The 16,917-nt window shown below is 59.5% G+C and carries 22 protein-coding genes; 11 read left to right on the top strand and 11 right to left on the bottom strand.

The window, feature by feature from the left end; all coding sequences use genetic code 11:
• The first annotated feature begins 22 nt into the window (after window positions 1–22).
• Window positions 23–226 (top strand): NepR family anti-sigma factor, encoded by a 204-nt coding sequence (locus tag AB4072_RS07000; RefSeq protein ID WP_441966601.1) that lies wholly within the window; start codon window positions 23–25, stop codon window positions 224–226.
• Entirely contained in the window at window positions 223–771 is a 549-nt protein-coding gene (locus AB4072_RS06995) for a sigma-70 family RNA polymerase sigma factor (protein WP_441966600.1), read from the top strand. The genes AB4072_RS07000 and AB4072_RS06995 overlap by 4 nt, the downstream gene beginning before the upstream one ends.
• Before the next feature lie 104 nt (window positions 772–875).
• On the opposite strand, the gene infA is transcribed toward AB4072_RS06995, so the two are convergent.
• Together infA and AB4072_RS06985 are read right to left on the bottom strand one after the other, a co-directional pair.
• On the bottom strand, window positions 876–1,157 hold the full coding sequence (infA, locus tag AB4072_RS06990; protein ID WP_441966598.1) for a translation initiation factor IF-1: 282 nt from the start codon (window positions 1,155–1,157) through the stop codon (window positions 876–878).
• 93 nt (window positions 1,158–1,250) lie between these two features.
• Window positions 1,251–1,460 (bottom strand): cold-shock protein, encoded by a 210-nt coding sequence (locus AB4072_RS06985; protein ID WP_441966597.1) that lies wholly within the window; start codon window positions 1,458–1,460, stop codon window positions 1,251–1,253.
• 358 nt (window positions 1,461–1,818) lie between these two features.
• Here AB4072_RS06985 and AB4072_RS06980 point away from each other — a divergent pair, with 358 nt between their 5' ends.
• The gene (locus AB4072_RS06980) at window positions 1,819–2,193 is read left to right on the top strand and encodes a hypothetical protein (RefSeq protein WP_441966595.1); all 375 of its coding nucleotides are present in this window, start codon (window positions 1,819–1,821) and stop codon (window positions 2,191–2,193) included.
• A 70-nt stretch (window positions 2,194–2,263) separates the two neighbouring features.
• Here AB4072_RS06980 and AB4072_RS06975 read toward each other — a convergent pair whose 3' ends face one another.
• Window positions 2,264–3,262 (bottom strand): Tim44 domain-containing protein, encoded by a 999-nt coding sequence (locus tag AB4072_RS06975; protein WP_441966593.1) that lies wholly within the window; start codon window positions 3,260–3,262, stop codon window positions 2,264–2,266.
• Window positions 3,263–3,326: 64 nt separating this feature from the next.
• A complete protein-coding gene (locus AB4072_RS06970; RefSeq protein WP_441966591.1) occupies window positions 3,327–3,920 on the bottom strand; it encodes a hypothetical protein in 594 nt (197 codons plus the stop codon).
• A 333-nt stretch (window positions 3,921–4,253) separates the two neighbouring features.
• Here AB4072_RS06970 and AB4072_RS06965 point away from each other — a divergent pair, with 333 nt between their 5' ends.
• A complete protein-coding gene (locus tag AB4072_RS06965; protein WP_441966590.1) occupies window positions 4,254–5,525 on the top strand; it encodes a Y-family DNA polymerase in 1,272 nt (423 codons plus the stop codon).
• A 178-nt stretch (window positions 5,526–5,703) separates the two neighbouring features.
• Here AB4072_RS06965 and AB4072_RS06960 read toward each other — a convergent pair whose 3' ends face one another.
• A complete protein-coding gene (locus AB4072_RS06960) occupies window positions 5,704–6,591 on the bottom strand; it encodes a branched-chain amino acid aminotransferase (RefSeq protein ID WP_441966588.1) in 888 nt (295 codons plus the stop codon).
• Between the two features lie 169 nt (window positions 6,592–6,760).
• On the opposite strand from AB4072_RS06960, the gene AB4072_RS06955 reads away from it, so the two are divergent.
• From AB4072_RS06955 to AB4072_RS06945, 3 genes are read left to right on the top strand one after another with little or no spacing between them, the layout of a single operon-like run.
• Window positions 6,761–7,294 carry a MarR family winged helix-turn-helix transcriptional regulator gene (locus AB4072_RS06955; protein ID WP_441967250.1) on the top strand — a complete coding sequence of 178 codons (534 nt, stop codon included), beginning with the start codon at window positions 6,761–6,763 and terminating at the stop codon, window positions 7,292–7,294.
• Window positions 7,248–8,015: a response regulator gene (locus AB4072_RS06950; RefSeq protein ID WP_441966586.1), complete on the top strand. Its 768-nt coding sequence runs from the start codon at window positions 7,248–7,250 to the stop codon at window positions 8,013–8,015. Before AB4072_RS06955 ends, AB4072_RS06950 begins: the two co-directional genes overlap by 47 nt.
• Window positions 8,012–9,370, top strand: a complete 1,359-nt coding sequence (locus tag AB4072_RS06945) for an ATP-binding protein (protein WP_441966584.1) — start codon at window positions 8,012–8,014, stop codon at window positions 9,368–9,370. Before AB4072_RS06950 ends, AB4072_RS06945 begins: the two co-directional genes overlap by 4 nt.
• On the opposite strand, the gene AB4072_RS06940 is transcribed toward AB4072_RS06945, so the two are convergent.
• From AB4072_RS06940 to AB4072_RS06920, 5 genes are all read right to left on the bottom strand, one after another.
• Entirely contained in the window at window positions 9,371–9,709 is a 339-nt protein-coding gene (locus AB4072_RS06940) for a tRNA-binding protein (RefSeq protein WP_441966582.1), read from the bottom strand.
• 53 nt (window positions 9,710–9,762) lie between these two features.
• Window positions 9,763–10,476: a TetR/AcrR family transcriptional regulator gene (locus tag AB4072_RS06935; RefSeq protein ID WP_441966580.1), complete on the bottom strand. Its 714-nt coding sequence runs from the start codon at window positions 10,474–10,476 to the stop codon at window positions 9,763–9,765.
• A gap of 63 nt (window positions 10,477–10,539) precedes the next feature.
• Window positions 10,540–11,367, bottom strand: a complete 828-nt coding sequence (gene proC, locus AB4072_RS06930; RefSeq protein ID WP_441966578.1) for a pyrroline-5-carboxylate reductase — start codon at window positions 11,365–11,367, stop codon at window positions 10,540–10,542.
• Window positions 11,368–11,556: 189 nt separating this feature from the next.
• Window positions 11,557–12,057 carry a YbjN domain-containing protein gene (locus tag AB4072_RS06925; protein ID WP_441966576.1) on the bottom strand — a complete coding sequence of 167 codons (501 nt, stop codon included), beginning with the start codon at window positions 12,055–12,057 and terminating at the stop codon, window positions 11,557–11,559.
• A gap of 257 nt (window positions 12,058–12,314) precedes the next feature.
• The gene (locus tag AB4072_RS06920; RefSeq protein ID WP_441966574.1) at window positions 12,315–12,566 is read right to left on the bottom strand and encodes an accessory factor UbiK family protein; all 252 of its coding nucleotides are present in this window, start codon (window positions 12,564–12,566) and stop codon (window positions 12,315–12,317) included.
• Between the two features lie 118 nt (window positions 12,567–12,684).
• On the opposite strand from AB4072_RS06920, the gene lgt reads away from it, so the two are divergent.
• From lgt to pgeF, 3 genes are read left to right on the top strand one after another with little or no spacing between them, the layout of a single operon-like run.
• Complete coding sequence (gene lgt, locus AB4072_RS06915; protein WP_441966572.1) at window positions 12,685–13,545, top strand: prolipoprotein diacylglyceryl transferase; 861 nt, start codon at window positions 12,685–12,687, stop codon at window positions 13,543–13,545.
• The gene (locus AB4072_RS06910; RefSeq protein ID WP_441966570.1) at window positions 13,497–14,633 is read left to right on the top strand and encodes a class I SAM-dependent methyltransferase; all 1,137 of its coding nucleotides are present in this window, start codon (window positions 13,497–13,499) and stop codon (window positions 14,631–14,633) included. The genes lgt and AB4072_RS06910 overlap by 49 nt, the downstream gene beginning before the upstream one ends.
• A gap of 6 nt (window positions 14,634–14,639) precedes the next feature.
• Window positions 14,640–15,422, top strand: coding sequence for a peptidoglycan editing factor PgeF (pgeF, locus tag AB4072_RS06905; RefSeq protein WP_441966568.1), 783 nt, complete (start codon window positions 14,640–14,642; stop codon window positions 15,420–15,422).
• On the opposite strand, the gene AB4072_RS06900 is transcribed toward pgeF, so the two are convergent.
• Window positions 15,412–16,167 (bottom strand): SDR family oxidoreductase, encoded by a 756-nt coding sequence (locus AB4072_RS06900; protein WP_441966566.1) that lies wholly within the window; start codon window positions 16,165–16,167, stop codon window positions 15,412–15,414. The two genes, pgeF and AB4072_RS06900, sit on opposite strands and share 11 nt — an antisense overlap.
• 284 nt (window positions 16,168–16,451) lie before the next feature.
• Here AB4072_RS06900 and AB4072_RS06895 point away from each other — a divergent pair.
• Window positions 16,452–16,917 (top strand): outer membrane protein (locus AB4072_RS06895; RefSeq protein WP_441966564.1); only part of this gene is annotated, 466 nt, incomplete at its 3' end.

The following is a 16,917-nucleotide window of genomic DNA, read 5'->3' as shown; positions in this document are numbered from 1 at the left end:
GAGGGGAAGAGACGATAGTTCAGTGAGTCTGAAGAAAGAAAAGCGGCCGGCCTTGAGCCGATCCGTGCAGAACCAGCTCGGCCAGCGCCTCCAGAGTTTCTACGACAGTCTGGCGCTCGGCGAGACCCCTGTTCCGGAGCGGTTCATAGAGATCATCAACCAGCTGGACCAGGTCGAACTCGACCAGGAACAGATGGGACGGGAGCGGAGGAAACAGCATTCATGAGCATCGACAACGCGCTGCGCGACGACATGCTGAAGGCTACTCCGAACCTTCGGGCCTTTGCCATTTCGCTGACCAACAACGTCGACCGCGCTGATGACCTCGTGCAGGAAACGCTGATGCGAGCCATCGCTAACATCACGCGCTTCCAGCCCGGCACCAATATGCAAGCCTGGCTTTTCACCATTCTACGGAACCTATTCCACTCTGAATACCGCAAGCGGCGGCGGGAAGTGGAAGATGCTGACGGTAAGTACGCAGCGACCCTCGCCGTGCAACCCGCTCAAGGCGCCCATCTTGATTTCGAGGATCTGCAAAAGGCCTTGACGCGCCTTCCGGCGGATCAGCGGGAAGCCGTGTTGCTCGTCGGCGCATCAGGCTTTTCATACGAGCAGGCTGCAGAGATCTGCGGCTGTGCCGTCGGCACCATCAAAAGCCGCGTCAACCGTGCGCGAAACAGGCTCGCCGAGTTGATGCACCTGCGTGATATGGATGAGGACCTCGGTCCCGATCAGGTCACCCTTTCGGTCATGCAGGCAGTCGCATAGGGCGACCGTCTCGATTGAGAGCGGCCCCATTTCTTGAAGCACAATCAATTCTTGTGCGCAGGATCGATCCGGCGAAGGGTAATCCCTTCGCCGGATCGTGCGCCTTAGCGGCGACGGAACTGCGGGTTGCCGCGCTGCGGCGGCCGGGGGCCGGAGGGCGCACCCGAATCCTTGTGACGGAAGATCAGGCGCCCCTTCTCTAGGTCATAAGGGGACATCTCGACGGTCACGCGGTCACCCGCAAGCGTCTTGATGCGGTTTTTTTTCATCTTCCCTGCGGTATAGGCAACCACCTCGTGCCCGTTATCCAGCTGCACCCGGTAACGGGCGTCCGGCAGGATTTCGGTTACGAGACCCTCGAAGGTGATGAGTTCTTCCTTTGCCATGCAAAGCCTTCCGTCAAACAACAAAAAGGCCGCCCCGAACCGGAACGGCCGCTGCAGGAAGACGAGACGAGCCCGCCCTCCAGCAAGAAAAGCTTACGCGCCCTGCAGATTTACTGCGGACGTCTTGCCCGTACGCTGGTCCGTCTGAAGTTCGTAGGAGATCTTCTGACCCTCGCGCAGACCACGCAGTCCGGCGCGCTCAAGCGCGGTAGCGTGGACGAACACGTCCTTACCACCGTTGTCCGGCTGAATGAAGCCATAACCCTTGGTCCCGTTGTACCACTTCACCGTTCCGGTTTCCATCTGGAACACCCTTCACTATCGTTTGCACGTAGACGGAGCGCCAAGTGTCGATCCGTCAATGGTCGAGTTTGGTAGAGAGGAGACGTGCGCCCGGCAGTGCCAGAGGCGAAGCAGCCCATTCGTCCGGCCAAATGTCGATGCCATTTAACTAAGAGATACCCCCAGAAAAGGCAAGATCCACACTTGGCTAAGATGCTGGAAAGGGTCACCAAGCAGTGGCGCGATCAGGCTTTGCGGCTTTCACGAGCGTCTTTCGGAGATGCTCGAAGTCGTCTGCATGAGCGTCACTACCGCTGCGGAACACCGCCTTCCCTGAAACAAAACAGAACCCATATATCGCGGAAAAGGATTTGTACGAATGGCCGGGATTTCCGTCACGCTTGAGGGCGATAATATCCAGCTCGCCTTCAAGAAAGGCGAACAAGCGACTGCGGTGGTGATGGATCCCCAGGCGGCACGTTCGCTCGTGAAAGCCGTGAGCCAACTTCTCTTCGCGATCGGCGAAAGCGACGAAGACGATGTCGAGCCGGAGGGCGATTTCGTCGACGTCACCTCCCCCACCATTGACATCGGCATGGATGAGAATGGCCTTGCCGTCGTGTCGCTCCAAGCGGGTCCGATGCCCCCCTTCATGCTACGTCTGAAGGACGACGAAGCACGTCATATTGCGCAAAGCCTGCTCGAAATTCTCAACAGCCCCCGCGATGCCCGGATTTCGCTCGGCGGACACTGAAACTCTTAAGCATCCGACTTTCGAAGCCTGGAAGCGAAACAACCGGGGAAGGTCCCCGGCCGCTCTAAATTCAGTTCAATTGTTGAATGGCGGACAGTTTCCACGGGCCGCTCTGGTCACGACGGAATGTCCATATTTCCGCGACCTCCACCGGCACGGTCGGATTGCCTTCGACGATCCGGCCCGTTGCCTTTTCCTTCGTCACATCGAGCAGGGAATAGCGCATGGCGACGGTCGCGTAGTCGACGACACCTTCGCGCCAGGCTTCAGCTAGATCGCCCTGGAGAAGGCGGACATTCGAAACGGAATTGACGAGGCCGCGCGACGCGTAGTCGTTCAACTCCTCCTGGATGTATCCTGCCATTTCGGGCGTCGCCGATTGCCAAATGGCAGCGACGTCGCCGTGGGAATAGGCGCCTTGCGTCTCGACGAGCGCCTTCTCAAAGGCGGCATAATCCTTCTCGCCGATGCCCACTTCGTCGCGCGTGGCTGAGCCGCGAGGCGCTGCCTGCGGACGAGACAAGCCGAGACCGTTCAGCGCCGAGCCGTAACCTCCACCCATAGAGCGCGAAGAAGCTTCCGGCGACGCGCCTGTGTAGGCATGACCAGCGAACGCCGGCTGCTGGCGACGACGAAACCATTTCAACGCGAAAGACGCCAGCAAAACGATCAAGCCGATCTGCAGGAGCAAGCCGAGAACGGAACCGAGCCCGGCGAGACCACCGAAGAAGCCGTTACCCATCAGCATACCGATAAGGCCTGCTCCGAGAAGACCTGTAGCGAGTCCCGAACCGAAACCGAAGCGGCGCGGCTGAGCGGCCGATCCGACCGGCGGAATCGTTCTTTGATCACTGAGGTTGGGCGTCTGCGAACGCTGAATCGGGGTCGCAACGTTCGGTGCGGTGTTGGTTGTCGGAGGGGCGCTCCAGGTGCGTGCGCCCCGAGAGCCGACGCTGCTGCGGCCACCTCCCATGCGCGCTTCCGCGACGCCGGCGGCAAGGATCAGCCCGACGGCCATGAGCGCTACTGCGCTTTTACGATACCATTTCAAAGTCTTCGTCACAGACATAGTCCTCCCAGACCAACCATGTAGGAATGGCTTCGGCTCAGCGAAAGAGGATCGCTTATCCTTTTTAGGACAACGCCAAAAGACGGCGCACTTTCCGCCTTGCCGCAGCGAAACGGCCGCGCGCGTGAGCGGCCCGCCATTGCGCGAAAGAGTTTCTCGCCGTTGCGATGCCGCTTCGAATATGGGCGACGATAGCCTTCGCGTCCTGCCAGATCTTCATTTTTTCCAAGCGCATATGAATGGCGTCACGGACTGCAAGGCATCGCTCGAAACACCAGGCAAACCAGTGGATACTCAGAAGCTTATCGCGCCCGATGGCAAAAAGCCGCTCGGCGAGCCCAACTCCGACGATCTTGGCAAGAGCGAAGACGAAGAGGCCTGACAGAATGTGCCCCAGACCCATCAGGTAGAGGGCATAGAGCTTGAAGGGTTCGATGATCGCGAGCGGAACCAAAAAGAGCGTCAGGATCCCATAAGCCGGCATTTGCCCGATCAGCATCTCGAGTCGCCGGATCGCCCCGATCTGGGCCAGACGCCGCACCGCCGGGACAACCACCGCGCGAAAGGCGTCGTCGATCAAAACGACAATGATCGCCAGAGCAAGGATTGGCCCTTGGAGGATGCGTTTCAATGAAAAGTGGGATTTGTGGCTCTGCATTTTTGGGCCTGGGTTCGGTTCTCGCAGCTGGATAGCGCTCTGGAATTATGGATGATGTAAGGCCGATTTGAACCAACGTAGTTCATGTCGCAACGACAGATAGGGCCAACCGAAAGACGGCACCATTTCGACAGAAGTACTTTAGTATGTATTAACGTTCGCTCAATTCGAGAAAACGCGGATGTTCTTTTTTTGTTCGAATAGATTGAACACGTTTTCGAGCAAGGAATATCAACCCAGTGCGCCCGATTTATTCCCCGTTATTCACAGGCTTGGGACTCGACAATCTCATGAGAGAATGTTCTATTTTTGTTCTTTATCCATGTGAAAGATATGGCAGCGCTTCAGCCCTCGGGCCTTGAACGATTGTACGTCGATTTCGATTCATTCTTCGCGAGCGCGGAGCAATATTTCGATCCGCGCCTGCGCGGAAGGCCGGTCGGTGTCATTCCGATCAAGTCTAATCACACGGGCCTCATTGCCGTGAGCCGCGAGGCGAAAGCTGTCGGTCTCAAGCGTGGCATGATGGTACATGAGGCGCGCCGCCTATGCCCTAGCATTGCGCTAGTGGAAGCGCGGCATGATGCGTATGTTGTCCTCCACAAGGCGATCATCCGGACCGTGGAAGAGATCGTTCCAGTGAAGGGCATCTGTTCCATCGACGAAATGGTCTGTGCCCTACTCCCCTCGGAAGAAAAGAACGCACACGCAATAGCGCGGCGCATAAAGGACGCGCTCGCAGAGACGTTCAGCCCTGTCCTCACCTGTTCCATCGGCCTTGGCCCCAACGACCTTCTCGCCAAGATCGCGGCTGAGATGAATAAGCCGGACGGGTTGGTGACCCTCCACCCGGACGACTTGCCGGGGTCTCTTCTCGCTCTGCCTCTGACGGAGGTGCCCGGCATCGCCAAGGGGAATGCCGCGAGGCTCGCACGCGCGGGCGTGACCGACATGGCAGGCTTCTGGCAGCTTCAGCCAAAGGAGGCTCGTCGCATCTGGGGGAGCGTCGAGGGCGAACGGCTCTGGATGGGCCTGCATGGCTACGCGGTGGAGCGCCCAGCCACGGAGCGGCGCATGTTCGGCCATGGCCGGGTCCTGCCCACCGACTGGCGCAACCTTCCAGGGGCCTATGCCTGCGCGCGAGTCCTGCTGGCCAAGGCAGCAAGTCGGATGCGGCGGGAAGGCTTTGCCGCCCGATCCCTCGGTTTATGGCTGAGAGATCGACAGGGCGCCGATTGGCACGGAGAGGAACGCTTCCCGGCGACATGGGACGATCCGGCCCTGCTGGCCGCTCTGGCGGAGTTATTTCGTCGGGCGAAGTACGAATACTCCTCTCGTCGTGCAAATAACCTGCACATCGTTCTGGCGGAGCTACAGCCCGTCGAAGATATCGGGAAGGATCTCTTCTCGAATACGGCCGATGCGCAACTTCGCCGACGCATGGAAAGCCTGTCGCTCGTCGCGGATAGACTCAATGCCCAGTATGGAAGCCGCATACTTCACTTCGGCCCCTGGCCAGAGATCCCCGGCGGGTATGTGGGAGCGAAGATCGCTTTCAACCGTATTCCCGACGAGAAGGATTTCGATCTTCCGCGCGCCAGTTGATTGGAAACGGCTCGTGGTCTCCACCAGGGAGCGACTGCTCTTTTCGCGTCACCGTAAACCGAAGGTCGCACGAGGCCATCTCCTCGGCTAAACAGAAAAACAAAAACCCCACCGCTTTCGGCGATGGGGTTTTTTGAATTCGATCAGGCTCTTGTTGGAACCACTGCAATGACCCGGATCAGGCCGCCTTGGCCTTCGGCTGAACCTCGGCCGTGTAGTCGTCCATCAGGATCTTCGTCATGTTGCTCGGCTGGAACGTATAGGGTCCGATTTCGGACACCGGCGTCACTTCGGCCGCCGAGCCTGTGATGAAGCATTCGCTGAAGGTCTTGAGCTCATCGGGCATGATGCGCCGCTCGATCACTTCGAAACCGCGCCGCTTGGCGAGTTCGATGACCGTCTGGCGAGTGATGCCGTCAAGGAAGCAATCGGCGATCGGAGTATGGACCGCGCCGTCCTTGATGAAGAACACGTTCGCGCCCGTGCATTCGGCCACCCGGCCCTGCCAGTCGAGCATGAGCGCGTCGGCATAACCCTTGCGCTCCGCACGGTGCTTGGAGATCGTACAGATCATGTAGAGACCCGCGGCCTTCGCGGTGGACGGCGCTGTTGCCGGATCCGGACGACGATAATCGGCGATATCGATACGGATACCCTTCATCTTCTGGGACGGATCGAAATAGCTTGGCCATTCCCAAGCCGCGATGGCGAGGTGGATCTTGTTGTGCTGCGCGGAAACCCCCATCATCTCCGAGCCGCGCCACGCGACGGGGCGCAGATAGCCGTCCGTCAGCCCGTTCTTCTCGAGCACGAGGCGCTTGGCGGCATCGATTTCGGCCACGGTGAAGGGGATTTCGAAGTCCAAGATCTGAGCGGATTTCTTGAGCCGCTCGGAATGCCGGGTCGACTTGAAGATCTCGCCGCCATAGGCCCGCTCGCCTTCGAAGACGCTCGAGCCATAATGAAGGGCATGCGTCAAAACGTGCACCTTCGCGTCTTTCCACGGTACGATCTGTCCGTCATACCAGATCCATCCATCACGTTGATCGAAGGGGGTAGCGGACATCGTTCGTCTCCTTAAGGATTGTCGGCCGTTTTGGCGAAACACCGGGGCCGTGAAATTTCCGATGTGCCACCGTGCCTTTTAAGGTTCATTCGTTTCACAGAAGCGACTTGACGAGTAACAATCAGCCTGAGATATGTCAACAAGGCTGACTTAAAAAACAGGTTTTGAGATAGTGCCCGACGCAATTCAGGCTCTGAAGCGGCCACGGCCGGACGGAGAAGCATTCGACGGAGAGACCCCGGCGGATATGCCGGCCTATGATCTGATCGAACTTTTCTTTTTCGCCTATCGCGATTTCGTGAGCGACCCCGACCGGATCCTCTCGGAATACGGCTTCGGCCGTGCTCACCACAGGGTTCTTCATTTCGTGGACCGTCAACCGGGCCTGACCATTGCCGAATTGCTCGATATTCTACGAATCACCAAGCAAAGCCTCAACCGTGTCCTGAAGGAACTCATCGAGAAGGGGTTTATTTCAAGCAATGCCGGCACGGCAGACCGCCGCCAACGGCATCTTCAAACCACGGCGGAAGGGCACGAGCTGGCGCTGCAGTTCTCTAAACTGCAGACCCATCGTATCATGCGTGCCATGGCCGACCTGGACCCCACTGCGAAAAGCCTGATCAGCGCTTATCTTCTGCGCCTGATCGATGCCAATGACCGTGCCCATGTGGAGCGCCTCGTTTTTGGCGGGACCAACTGACATGGAGGTTTCTCGCGTCGATATCCCAGATCATGCCGCGCATATTCTTGTGGTGGACGATGACCGTCGCCTTCGCGATCTTCTGGCTCGCTTCCTGGGCGAGAACGGATATCGGGTCACGACCGCCGCGAACACTGCGGAGGCGCGGGCCAAGGCTGAGAACTTCGTTTTCGACGCGCTCGTTCTCGATGTCATGATGCCGGGTGAGACAGGCTTCGATTACGCGCGCTCGTTGCGCGGCCAATCGCAGATCCCGATCCTCATGCTTACCGCCCGTGCGGATGCGGACGACCGCGTCAACGGTCTTGAGATCGGGGTCGACGACTATCTTCCAAAACCCTTCGAACCTCGCGAGCTTCTCCTACGTCTTGGCAACATTCTCCGACGCTCGGCGCCGGTTGCGACAACAATCGAGAGCGACACTCCCGAGCAAATCCGCTTTGGTCCTTTCACCTATCGCTTCGATCGCGGCGAATTACGGCGCGACGCGGAACTGGTAAGGATCACCGAGCGTGAACGCGAGATCCTCAACATCCTCGGCGAACGTGTCGGAGGGAACGTTGCGCGTGAGGAGTTGGCAGGCAACGGGATCGGCGCGAACGAACGCACCGTCGACGTTCAGATCAACCGCCTGCGCCGGAAGATCGAGAACGATCCTGCCAATCCGATCTTCCTGCAAACCGTGCGCGGGATCGGCTATCGTCTCGTTCTCGACCGATGAAAGTCAGAAGGTTCTTCAAGCGTTCGTTTCTGGGCCGGGCTCTGCGCTGGTTGGGAAACCTATTGCCGAAGGGCCTCTATGCGCGCTCGCTGATCATCATCATCGCGCCTGTCGTTCTGCTGCAATCCGTCATCGCCTATGTCTTCATGGAGCGGCATTGGCAACTCGTCACACGCCGGTTGTCTGCCGCCGTTACCGCCGATGTGGCAGCGCTGGTCGATATCTACGAGAGCTATCCGCAGGATCGCGACGCAGCGACGTTGGCACGGATCGCGTCGGATCGCTTGCAGTTGGATGTCGATATTCTCCACGATACCGATTTGCCCGCGCCAGGTCCGAAGCCGTTCTTTTCCATTCTCGATGAAACGCTGTCGGATGAATTGCGGAAGCAGATCGACCGCCCTTATTGGATGGATACGGTCGGGCGTTCGAACTACATCGAAATTCGCGTGCTGCTGAACAATCAGGACGTGATGCGCGTGCTCGCGCGGCGCAGTCAGGCCTATGCATCGAACTCACACATCTTCCTGGTCTGGATGGGCGGATCGTCCCTCGTGCTGCTCGCCATCGCCATCCTGTTCCTGCGCAACCAAATCCGCCCGATCTTGCGACTCGCGGAAGCGGCGGAGGATTTCGGCAAAGGGCGCGAAATCGAATTTCGCCCACGCGGCGCGCGCGAGGTCCGGCAGGCCGGTCAAGCGTTTCTCGAGATGAAGCGCCGTATTGAACGCAGCATCGAGCAGCGCACTACGATGCTGAACGGCGTCAGTCACGATCTTCGTACGATCCTCACGCGCTTCAAGCTGTCGCTCGCCTTGATAGAGCAGACGCCGGAGGTCGAAGACCTCAAGCGCGACGTAGATGAAATGAGCCGCATGCTCGAAGGCTATCTCTCCTTTGCGCGCGGCGATGCCGGCGAGCACGCGGTGACCACGGACTTGCGCCTTCTCCTGAGTGAGCTGCAATCAGACGCGGAACGGCAAGGGCATATGACGACGCTGGACGTCGTCGGCGATCCTAACATCACGGTGCGCATAGATGCGTTCCGCAGGCTGCTGTTCAACCTCGTGTCAAATGCTGCGCGGCACAGCGACACCATCGAGATCTCAGCCAATCACGAGACGCAATGGCTCGTTCTGCACGTGGACGATGACGGCCCCGGCATTCCACCTGACATGCGCGACGAGGTGTTCAAACCGTTCTTCCGGTTGGATGAAGCGCGCAATCAGGATGAAGGCGGCTCCGGCCTCGGCCTCGCCATTGCACGCGACATCGCGAGAGCCCATGGCGGCGACATTAGCTTGAGCAAAAGCCCCCTCGGTGGACTGCGTGCGACCGTCCGCCTGCCAGCCTGATCAGTAGAGTTTGCCGCCAAGCGGCACATCCCGGTCGGGCCTGACCAACATGACTTCGCCGTTGTCGTCCGGCACACCGAGCGTCAAAACCTGCGACATGAACGGACCGATTTGCCGCGGTGGAAAATTCACGACCGCGAGGACGCGTTGCCCCACCAATTCATCCAGCTTGTAATTCGCCGTGATCTGTGCCGAGGAGCGTTTGGTGCCCATCTCCGGTCCGAAATCGATCGTCAGTTTGAAGGCCGGTTTGCGCGCCTCCGGGAACGGCTCGACGGCGATGATCTGGCCTACGCGAATATCGACCTTCAGAAAATCGTCGAAAGTGATTGCGGCCATCGCGGCCGAACCTTGGTTCATACTGCCCCCAAAAAAATCTCTGGCAAATCGCTCTAGATTGTCGCCGCCGGATTGCTGGTTTCGCCATCCTTCGTGCGCTGCCGCGATCCATCATGCCTGGATTTCGACTTGAGGCAAGCACGCCCAAAAGCGCGCAATGGCGCTGTCAGACGGCAGAAGCCGTCAGCGCTTTCCAGAACGCTCTCGCCGCGCCTCAACTCGCGATCGAGTCGTGCCATGGTGCGGGAGAATGAAGGATCATCGTCGTGCAACCATGTCCGCATGGTTTTCCCGAACACGAGAACAGCTCCTTGCAGCTTCAGCGCGCCGAGGGCTCCATCGGTTGAAATCCCCGCCGATGCGAGCATGAACCGCTGTGAGTTGACGGCGGCGCGATTGAGCGACGCGAGCGAAAGCGGGTCGAGACTAAGTGTGTGCGCAATACGCTTCAAGGAAGCCTTGTAGGGCGCCAGCGCATCGAGGCGGCGCATCATCACGTCGAAAACGCGCTCGCGCGCAGGTTCCGCCGCGAGATCGGACGTCGTTCCCTCCAACACCTTGCGATCGATCATACACGAGAACGCCCCCAGGATGGCGCCCTTCGAGGGAAAGAGATCGCGAAAATCGGCGAGGCTGACATCAGCCGCATGGGCGATGTCGGCGATGCCGATCTCATTCCAGGAGCGTTCGGCGGCAAGCTTCATGAGAGCTTGAACGATGGCCTCTTTCTTGGATCCAGCAGAAGGGGTCGGAGCTTCGATCGTCATGGCTTTCTCCTAAAGAGATGTTCCATTCTCATCTAGGATTGCGCCGGGCGATTGCCACCACGCTCAGCCCGCAAGCTCTTCCGCGCGACGCTTTGCAGCGGCGACAGCATCTCGCATCAAGGTTTTCAGACCAGCCGGATCGGTCATGAGAACTTCAAGGGCAGCCGCCGTAGTTCCGCCGGGCGAGGTGACATTCTGCCGAAGCGTTGCAGGAGACAGATCGCTCTGCATAAGAAGCTCTCCCGCCCCTGTCACGGTTGCCCGCGCCAGGCGCGCCGCGAGGTCGGCGGGAAGACCGGCTGCCGCGCCCGCCTCCGCCAGACATTCGACGAGATGGAACACGTAGGCAGGGCCAGAACCCGAAACCGCCGTGACCGCGTCGATCAGATCCTCCGAAGGCAACCACTCGACGATACCGACAGCGCGAAGAAGCGCATCGGCTGTTTTCTTCTGCGCCTCGCTGACATGGGTGTTCGCCACCGCACCCGTAGCGCCGCGCCCGACGCTCGCCGGGAGGTTCGGCATGGCGCGGATCACCGCCTTGGCGTTGGGCATTTTCTCAAGAAGATTCCCGATGGTCTTGCCCGCGAGAATCGAGACGATGAGCGTGTCGGAACCGAGCCAGGAATTGATCGTCGGCGCGGCTTCATCGAGCATCTGCGGCTTGATCGCGAACACCAGAACCGCAGGCGATTTTACCGTCGTCGGGTTGAGTGCGATGCCACGCTCCGTGCAAAGGCGAACCATCTCATCCGACGGTCGGGGATCGACAACAGTGACGGCAGAAGCAGGCATCCCCACGGCAAGCCATCCCTCGAGCATGGCGCCGCCCATCTTTCCAGCGCCGACGAGAACGAGAGATGAAGGGAGATCGGAGGCTTGAACGGACATGACGACCTGTCGCTTGAACAAGGGAGGCGGTATCTATTCCATCTCGGTCGCTGGCTGTCGAGATTGACGAAGGCCACGATCCCTTCGCCTCACGCCTTCATGCCCATACGTGATCCGGGCATGAATGTGCTGAGGAACCCGGATAGCGGTTCAAGCATCCGGCCACGAGAAGCGCGTCGGATCGTGCTTCTAGGCTTCGCCTTCCGTCTCGAACAGAACGCAGTCCAGCGCTTCCTGGGCCGACTTGCCGCCCCACATGACGAACTGGAAAGCCTGAAAATAGCGCTCGCAGGCCTCGACCGCGACCTTGAGCATGGTCTCGCATTGCCGCTGGGTTGGCTCCGCACCGCCTGCGAGCAGAAGGCCGTGCCGGAACATCACCACGTTACCGGTCGACCACAGATCGAAATGGCCGATCCACAATTGCTCATTGATGCGCGCGATGAGGTCGAGAATGTGCCGCCGCCGGCGGTCGGACACTTTCAGATCGAAAGCACAGGCCACGTGGAGCGCCTCGACCTCCTCGAGCCATGTGAAGGCAACGCTGTATTCGCACCAAGTCCCGTCGACCGAGATGGACATCTCGTCGGCATCCGCCCGGTCGAAAATCCAGTCACGTAGGGATGCAAGCCGCTCCACGATGTCGAGAGGGTGCTCGGCACGGTCGATTTCGAGAGGTAGCAAGGACATGTCGACCCAGATCGTCTCAAGCAAGCCCGAGACCAAACAAGGCCCCTTGCAACAGAATTGCTTTTTCGGCTCCATTGAGAAGCGTATTATCTGCCTAATCTTTGAGATTTAGACAGATGAATCGCGCCTCGAACACGAATCAGCTCACAACTCGACAGTCCAGGATTTTGGCCACCGCCACAATGCGTTTGGATCACCTGTCCACAACGGCCCTCGACATAGCAGGCCTACGTCGAATTCATGCCGGGGGCAGGTGGCTATTGGCTGAGGCGTTCCTCAAGCGCCTTCAACCGGGCGCTCAGACGTTCGTTCTCCTCGCGCGCTGCGATAACCATCTCACGCAGGACGTCGACTTCCTCACGCGTCGCCACATCCATGTCCTTGATCAGGCGCTCGATCTGGGCCTTCGCAACCGTCTCGACTTCACGCCTGACGCCCTGAGCGGCGCCTGCGGCATCGGTCGCCAACCGGGCGATTTCATCGAAAATCCTGTTTGAGGTCTGAGACATGGGCCGATTTCCTCGATTTGCACCGGCCTTCATGTGGTCGTTTTCGCGAAAAACTGCAACAGGGTTGACGGTTTCCGCCCGTCGGGTCCAATGACAGCGTGTTTACGAACAGGTCCCTATGCCCCTTTTCGCGATTCCCTTCCCCGCTATCGATCCTGTCGCCATTTCCATCGGGCCACTTGCGATCCGATGGTATGCTCTGGCCTATATCGTCGGGCTTCTCGGCGGATGGTTTTACGCCAAGAGGTTGGCCGCCAGGGCCGGTCTTTGGGGCTCCCTGCCCCAGCCGAAACCCATCGACATCGATGACCTCATCGTCTGGGCAGCGTTGGGAGTCGTTCTAGGGGGCCGCGCGGGCTATGTTCTGTTTTACAATCTCAGCGCTTATCTCGCGGAGCCGCTCGAAATCTTCGCCATATGGCACGGTGGCATGTCGTTTCATGGGGGCCTGATAGGCGCGACTTTGGCGATCATCCTGTTCGCCCGTAAACGCGGGCTCAACGCCCTCTCGATCCTCGATCTTGCAGCCGTCGTCGCTCCCATCGGCCTTTTCTTCGGCCGCATCGCCAATTTCATCAATGGCGAACTCTGGGGCCGCATAGCGCTGGATTTCCCCTTTGCAGTCGTGTTCCCCCATGCGGGTCCCCTGCCGCGCCATCCGAGCCAGCTCTATGAAGCGCTCGGCGAAGGCCTGATACTCTTCCTCATCATGGCCTGGGCTGTTCGCCGCTTCGGCTTCCGCCGTCCCGGTCTTCTCTGCGGTGTGTTCGTCATAGGTTACGCCATTGCCCGGATCGTCTGCGAATTCTTCCGCGAGCCCGATGAGCAACTGGGCTTCCTGTTCGGCTCCGCATTCCAGTTTCTGGGTGGCGGTATCACCATGGGAATGGTGTTGTCGCTCCCGCTCGTGTTACTCGGCATCGGCTTGATATGGGTTGCATCGCGGGGCCGCACGCTGCCATCAGTACGCTCCGCGTGAACGGGTTCGAGGCGCGTCTCAGCGAGTTGATCGCCCTTGAGGGGCCGATCACCGTCGAGCGTTATATGAGCCTATGCCTCCAGCACTATTACGCGACGCGCGACCCGCTCGGCGCGCGCGGCGATTTCACGACCGCACCGGAGATCAGCCAGATTTTCGGCGAGCTTCTCGGCCTCTGGGCCGCCGAAATGTGGATGATTATGGGACGTCCCTCCCCTTGCCATCTCCTCGAACTGGGCCCCGGTCGCGGCACTCTCATGGCAGACGCATTACGCGCCGCAAAGGTGCTGCCTGAGTTCAGGTCCGCACTGCACGTGCATCTCATCGAGACGAGCCCTGTATTACGCGAAAGCCAGCGCACGGCGCTCGCGGAATCAGGCGTTCCTCTCTCCTGGCACAACCGGATCGAGGATGTTCCGTCCGGCCCTGCCATCGTCTTCGCCAACGAGTTCTTCGACGCCCTTCCCGTGAGACAGTATGTTTCCACAGAGCGGGGCTGGTGCGAACGCCTCGTCGGCCTGAGAGCTGATGGCCACTTAGCATTCGGTCTAAACGCGGAGCCAGAAAAAACACTCTCTCAATCTCCTCAGCGGCTTGGCGAGATTCTAGAAATTCCGACAGCATCTATTGCCGTCGCCGGAACACTAGCGCATCGGCTTGCAAGCGATGGTGGCGCGGCTCTCCTGATCGATTACGGCTATTGGGGACCGGCCTTCGGCGATACCCTTCAGGCGGTGCATCGGCATAAGTTCGTCGACCCTCTGCAAGAGCCCGGTGAGGCGGATCTCACCACCCACGTGGATTTCCATTGGCTCGCGAAAGCCGGCATCGACAGCAAAGCCCACTTCCACGGCCCGGTCACGCAAGCCGCGTTTCTCGAAGGGCTTGGGATCGAAACCCGAGCGCGCTCGTTGAAACAACGTGCAAGCCCGTCTCAAGCTCACGACATCGATCTTGCCGTTCAGCGGCTGACCGAGCGCGGAGAGAAGGGCATGGGTGAGCTTTTTAAGGTTTTGGCCCTAAGCCATCCTGATCTCGAAGCCGTGCCCGGATTGCCAATGGGGCGCTTTCAAAACGCGGAACTCTGAAGACCCATGTTCATCGAAGCGCCCGAACTCGCCTCCTATTCCAACATCAAGCACGCCTTCTTCACGCGGCAGGGCGGCGTCTCGCAAGGAATCTACACGTCCTTGAACGGTGGCCTCGGCTCCTCCGACGAACCGAGCAATATCGCCGAGAATCGTAGACGCATGACAGTCGATCTCGATGTGGCCTCCGACGCGCTTTTGAGCCTCTATCAAATTCATTCCGCCGATGTGGTCGTCGCCGATGGCCCTTGGACCGGAGAGCGTCCAAAAGCCGATGCCATGGTGACGAAGGTCCCCGGTATCGCGCTCGGCATTTCGACAGCCGATTGCGGCCCGGTTCTGTTTTGCGACCCGGAAGCGAGCGTCATCGGCGCGGCTCATGCGGGTTGGAAAGGTGCGCTGACAGGCGTCCTCGAAGCCACCATCGGCGCGATGGAAAACCTCGGCGCACGGCGCGAACATATCGTCGCCGTGCTCGGCCCGACAATTAGTCAGGCAGCCTATGAAGTGGGTGCCGACTTCGTGGAACGTTTCGCCGAGATGGATAGCGACAATCGGCGCTTCTTCATCCCGAGCATTCGCGAAGGTCACGCGCAGTTCGATCTGCCCGCTTATATCGGCTCGCGCCTCGGAGCAGCGGGTATCGGCGAGTTCGCCGATCTCGGCCTGTGCACCTATTCCGATGAAGAGCGCTTCTACAGCTACCGGCGCACCACCCATCGCAAAGAACCGGATTACGGTCGCTTGATCTCCGCGATTACACTGCTTCCAAGCCGGCTCATTCTTTGATGCCGATCACATCCGGCGTCTCCCAGGCGAGATGCTGGCCGCCATCGACCGCAATCATCTGGCCGGTCACGCTACGCGCCTGCGCCAGATAGAGAACAGCCTCGGCGATTTCTTCCGGTGAACCTCCGTGACCGAGAGGCACGGCGCGGTTCTGGCGCGCAAAATCCTCTTCGCTTTGTCGCTCCCCCATCAAGGTGGGGCCGGGACCGACCGCATTGACGCGAATACGCGGTGCGAGGGCCTGCGCCATGGTGTGCGTGGCGGCGAACAGGGCCGCTTTGGTCAGACCATAAGAGAAGAAATAAGGCGTCGGCTTCCACACCCGCTGATCGATGATGTTGACGATGCAGCCTTCTCGCCCGTCCGGAAGCTGTTGCGCGAAATCCCGCGCGAGGAAAGACGGCGCGCGGAGATTGGCCGCAAAATGCAGATCCCACGTTTCATCACCAAGGGTGAGTAAATTATCCTGTTTGAAGGCCGACGCGTTGTTGACGAGAAGAGTCAGCGGACCAAGCGCCTGGATGGCCTCGGGAACGATCCGTTCCACGTCGCGAAGGTCGCAGAGATTCGCCTGAATAATGGCAGCTCGACTACCGATCTCTTCGACGTTAGCCGCCAATTTCTCCGCGTCGCCGAGGGAATTGTGGCAATGAATTGCAACAGCATATCCTTCACGGGCCAGCTTCAGCACGATGCTTTTGCCGATCCGCCGGGCGCCGCCCGTCACTAAGGCGATTTTCTTCACTCTCTTCTCCCGAGCTGTTGCCTATATGCTGCAAGGGTTTCCTTCTTAGGGCAGAAGTCAAATTTCTGCACCTCGAAGCTGAACCAAGAGCGAAGCTCGGCGTTTAACTCTCAGCGATGCCACAAGGGAACGGCATGCACATTCTTGCCACGATGCTGCCACGGTGCCTTCGGGCGCTGTGATTGGCAGGCAACAGACCTCGTGCGGCCATCGCTCTATAAGGTGCCTGTAAGTCGTCCCGGGCTTTTGGGGCACGGGTCAGACAAACGATAGGAATGGAGACCATGAAGAAGATTCTTCTCGCCGGCGTTGCGCTCGTCGGTTTTGCCGGAGCAGCTGCGGCTGCGGACCTTCCCTCTCGGGTGGCACCGGCCCCGATCATTCCGGTGATCCCGGCCTTCACGTGGACCGGCTTCTACGTCGGCGTGAACGCTGGCTATGGCTGGAACTCATCGAACGATGACAATGTGTTCGTTCCGGGCGTCGGCTTCGTCGGTAACGGCGGCAGCAACGGCGGCTTCGTCGGCGGCGGTCAGATCGGTTACAACTACCAGATGGGTCAGTTTGTGATCGGTGCCGAGACCGACCTTCAGTACGCTGACCTCGGTCACCGGAACAACGACGTGTTCGTGGGCACCTTCGGCTTCAACAACAAGAGCAGCGACAACTACTTCGGTACTGTTCGCGTGCGTGCCGGTTACGCCTTCGATCGCGCTCTGATCTACGCCACCGGCGGTTTCGCTTACGGGG

Source organism: Microvirga sp. 2MCAF38 (assembly GCF_052115485.1).
Lineage (GTDB): Bacteria > Pseudomonadota > Alphaproteobacteria > Rhizobiales > Beijerinckiaceae > Microvirga.
The sequence above is the reverse complement of the archived record's forward strand: the minus strand, read 5'-3'. Positions and strand labels throughout refer to the sequence as shown.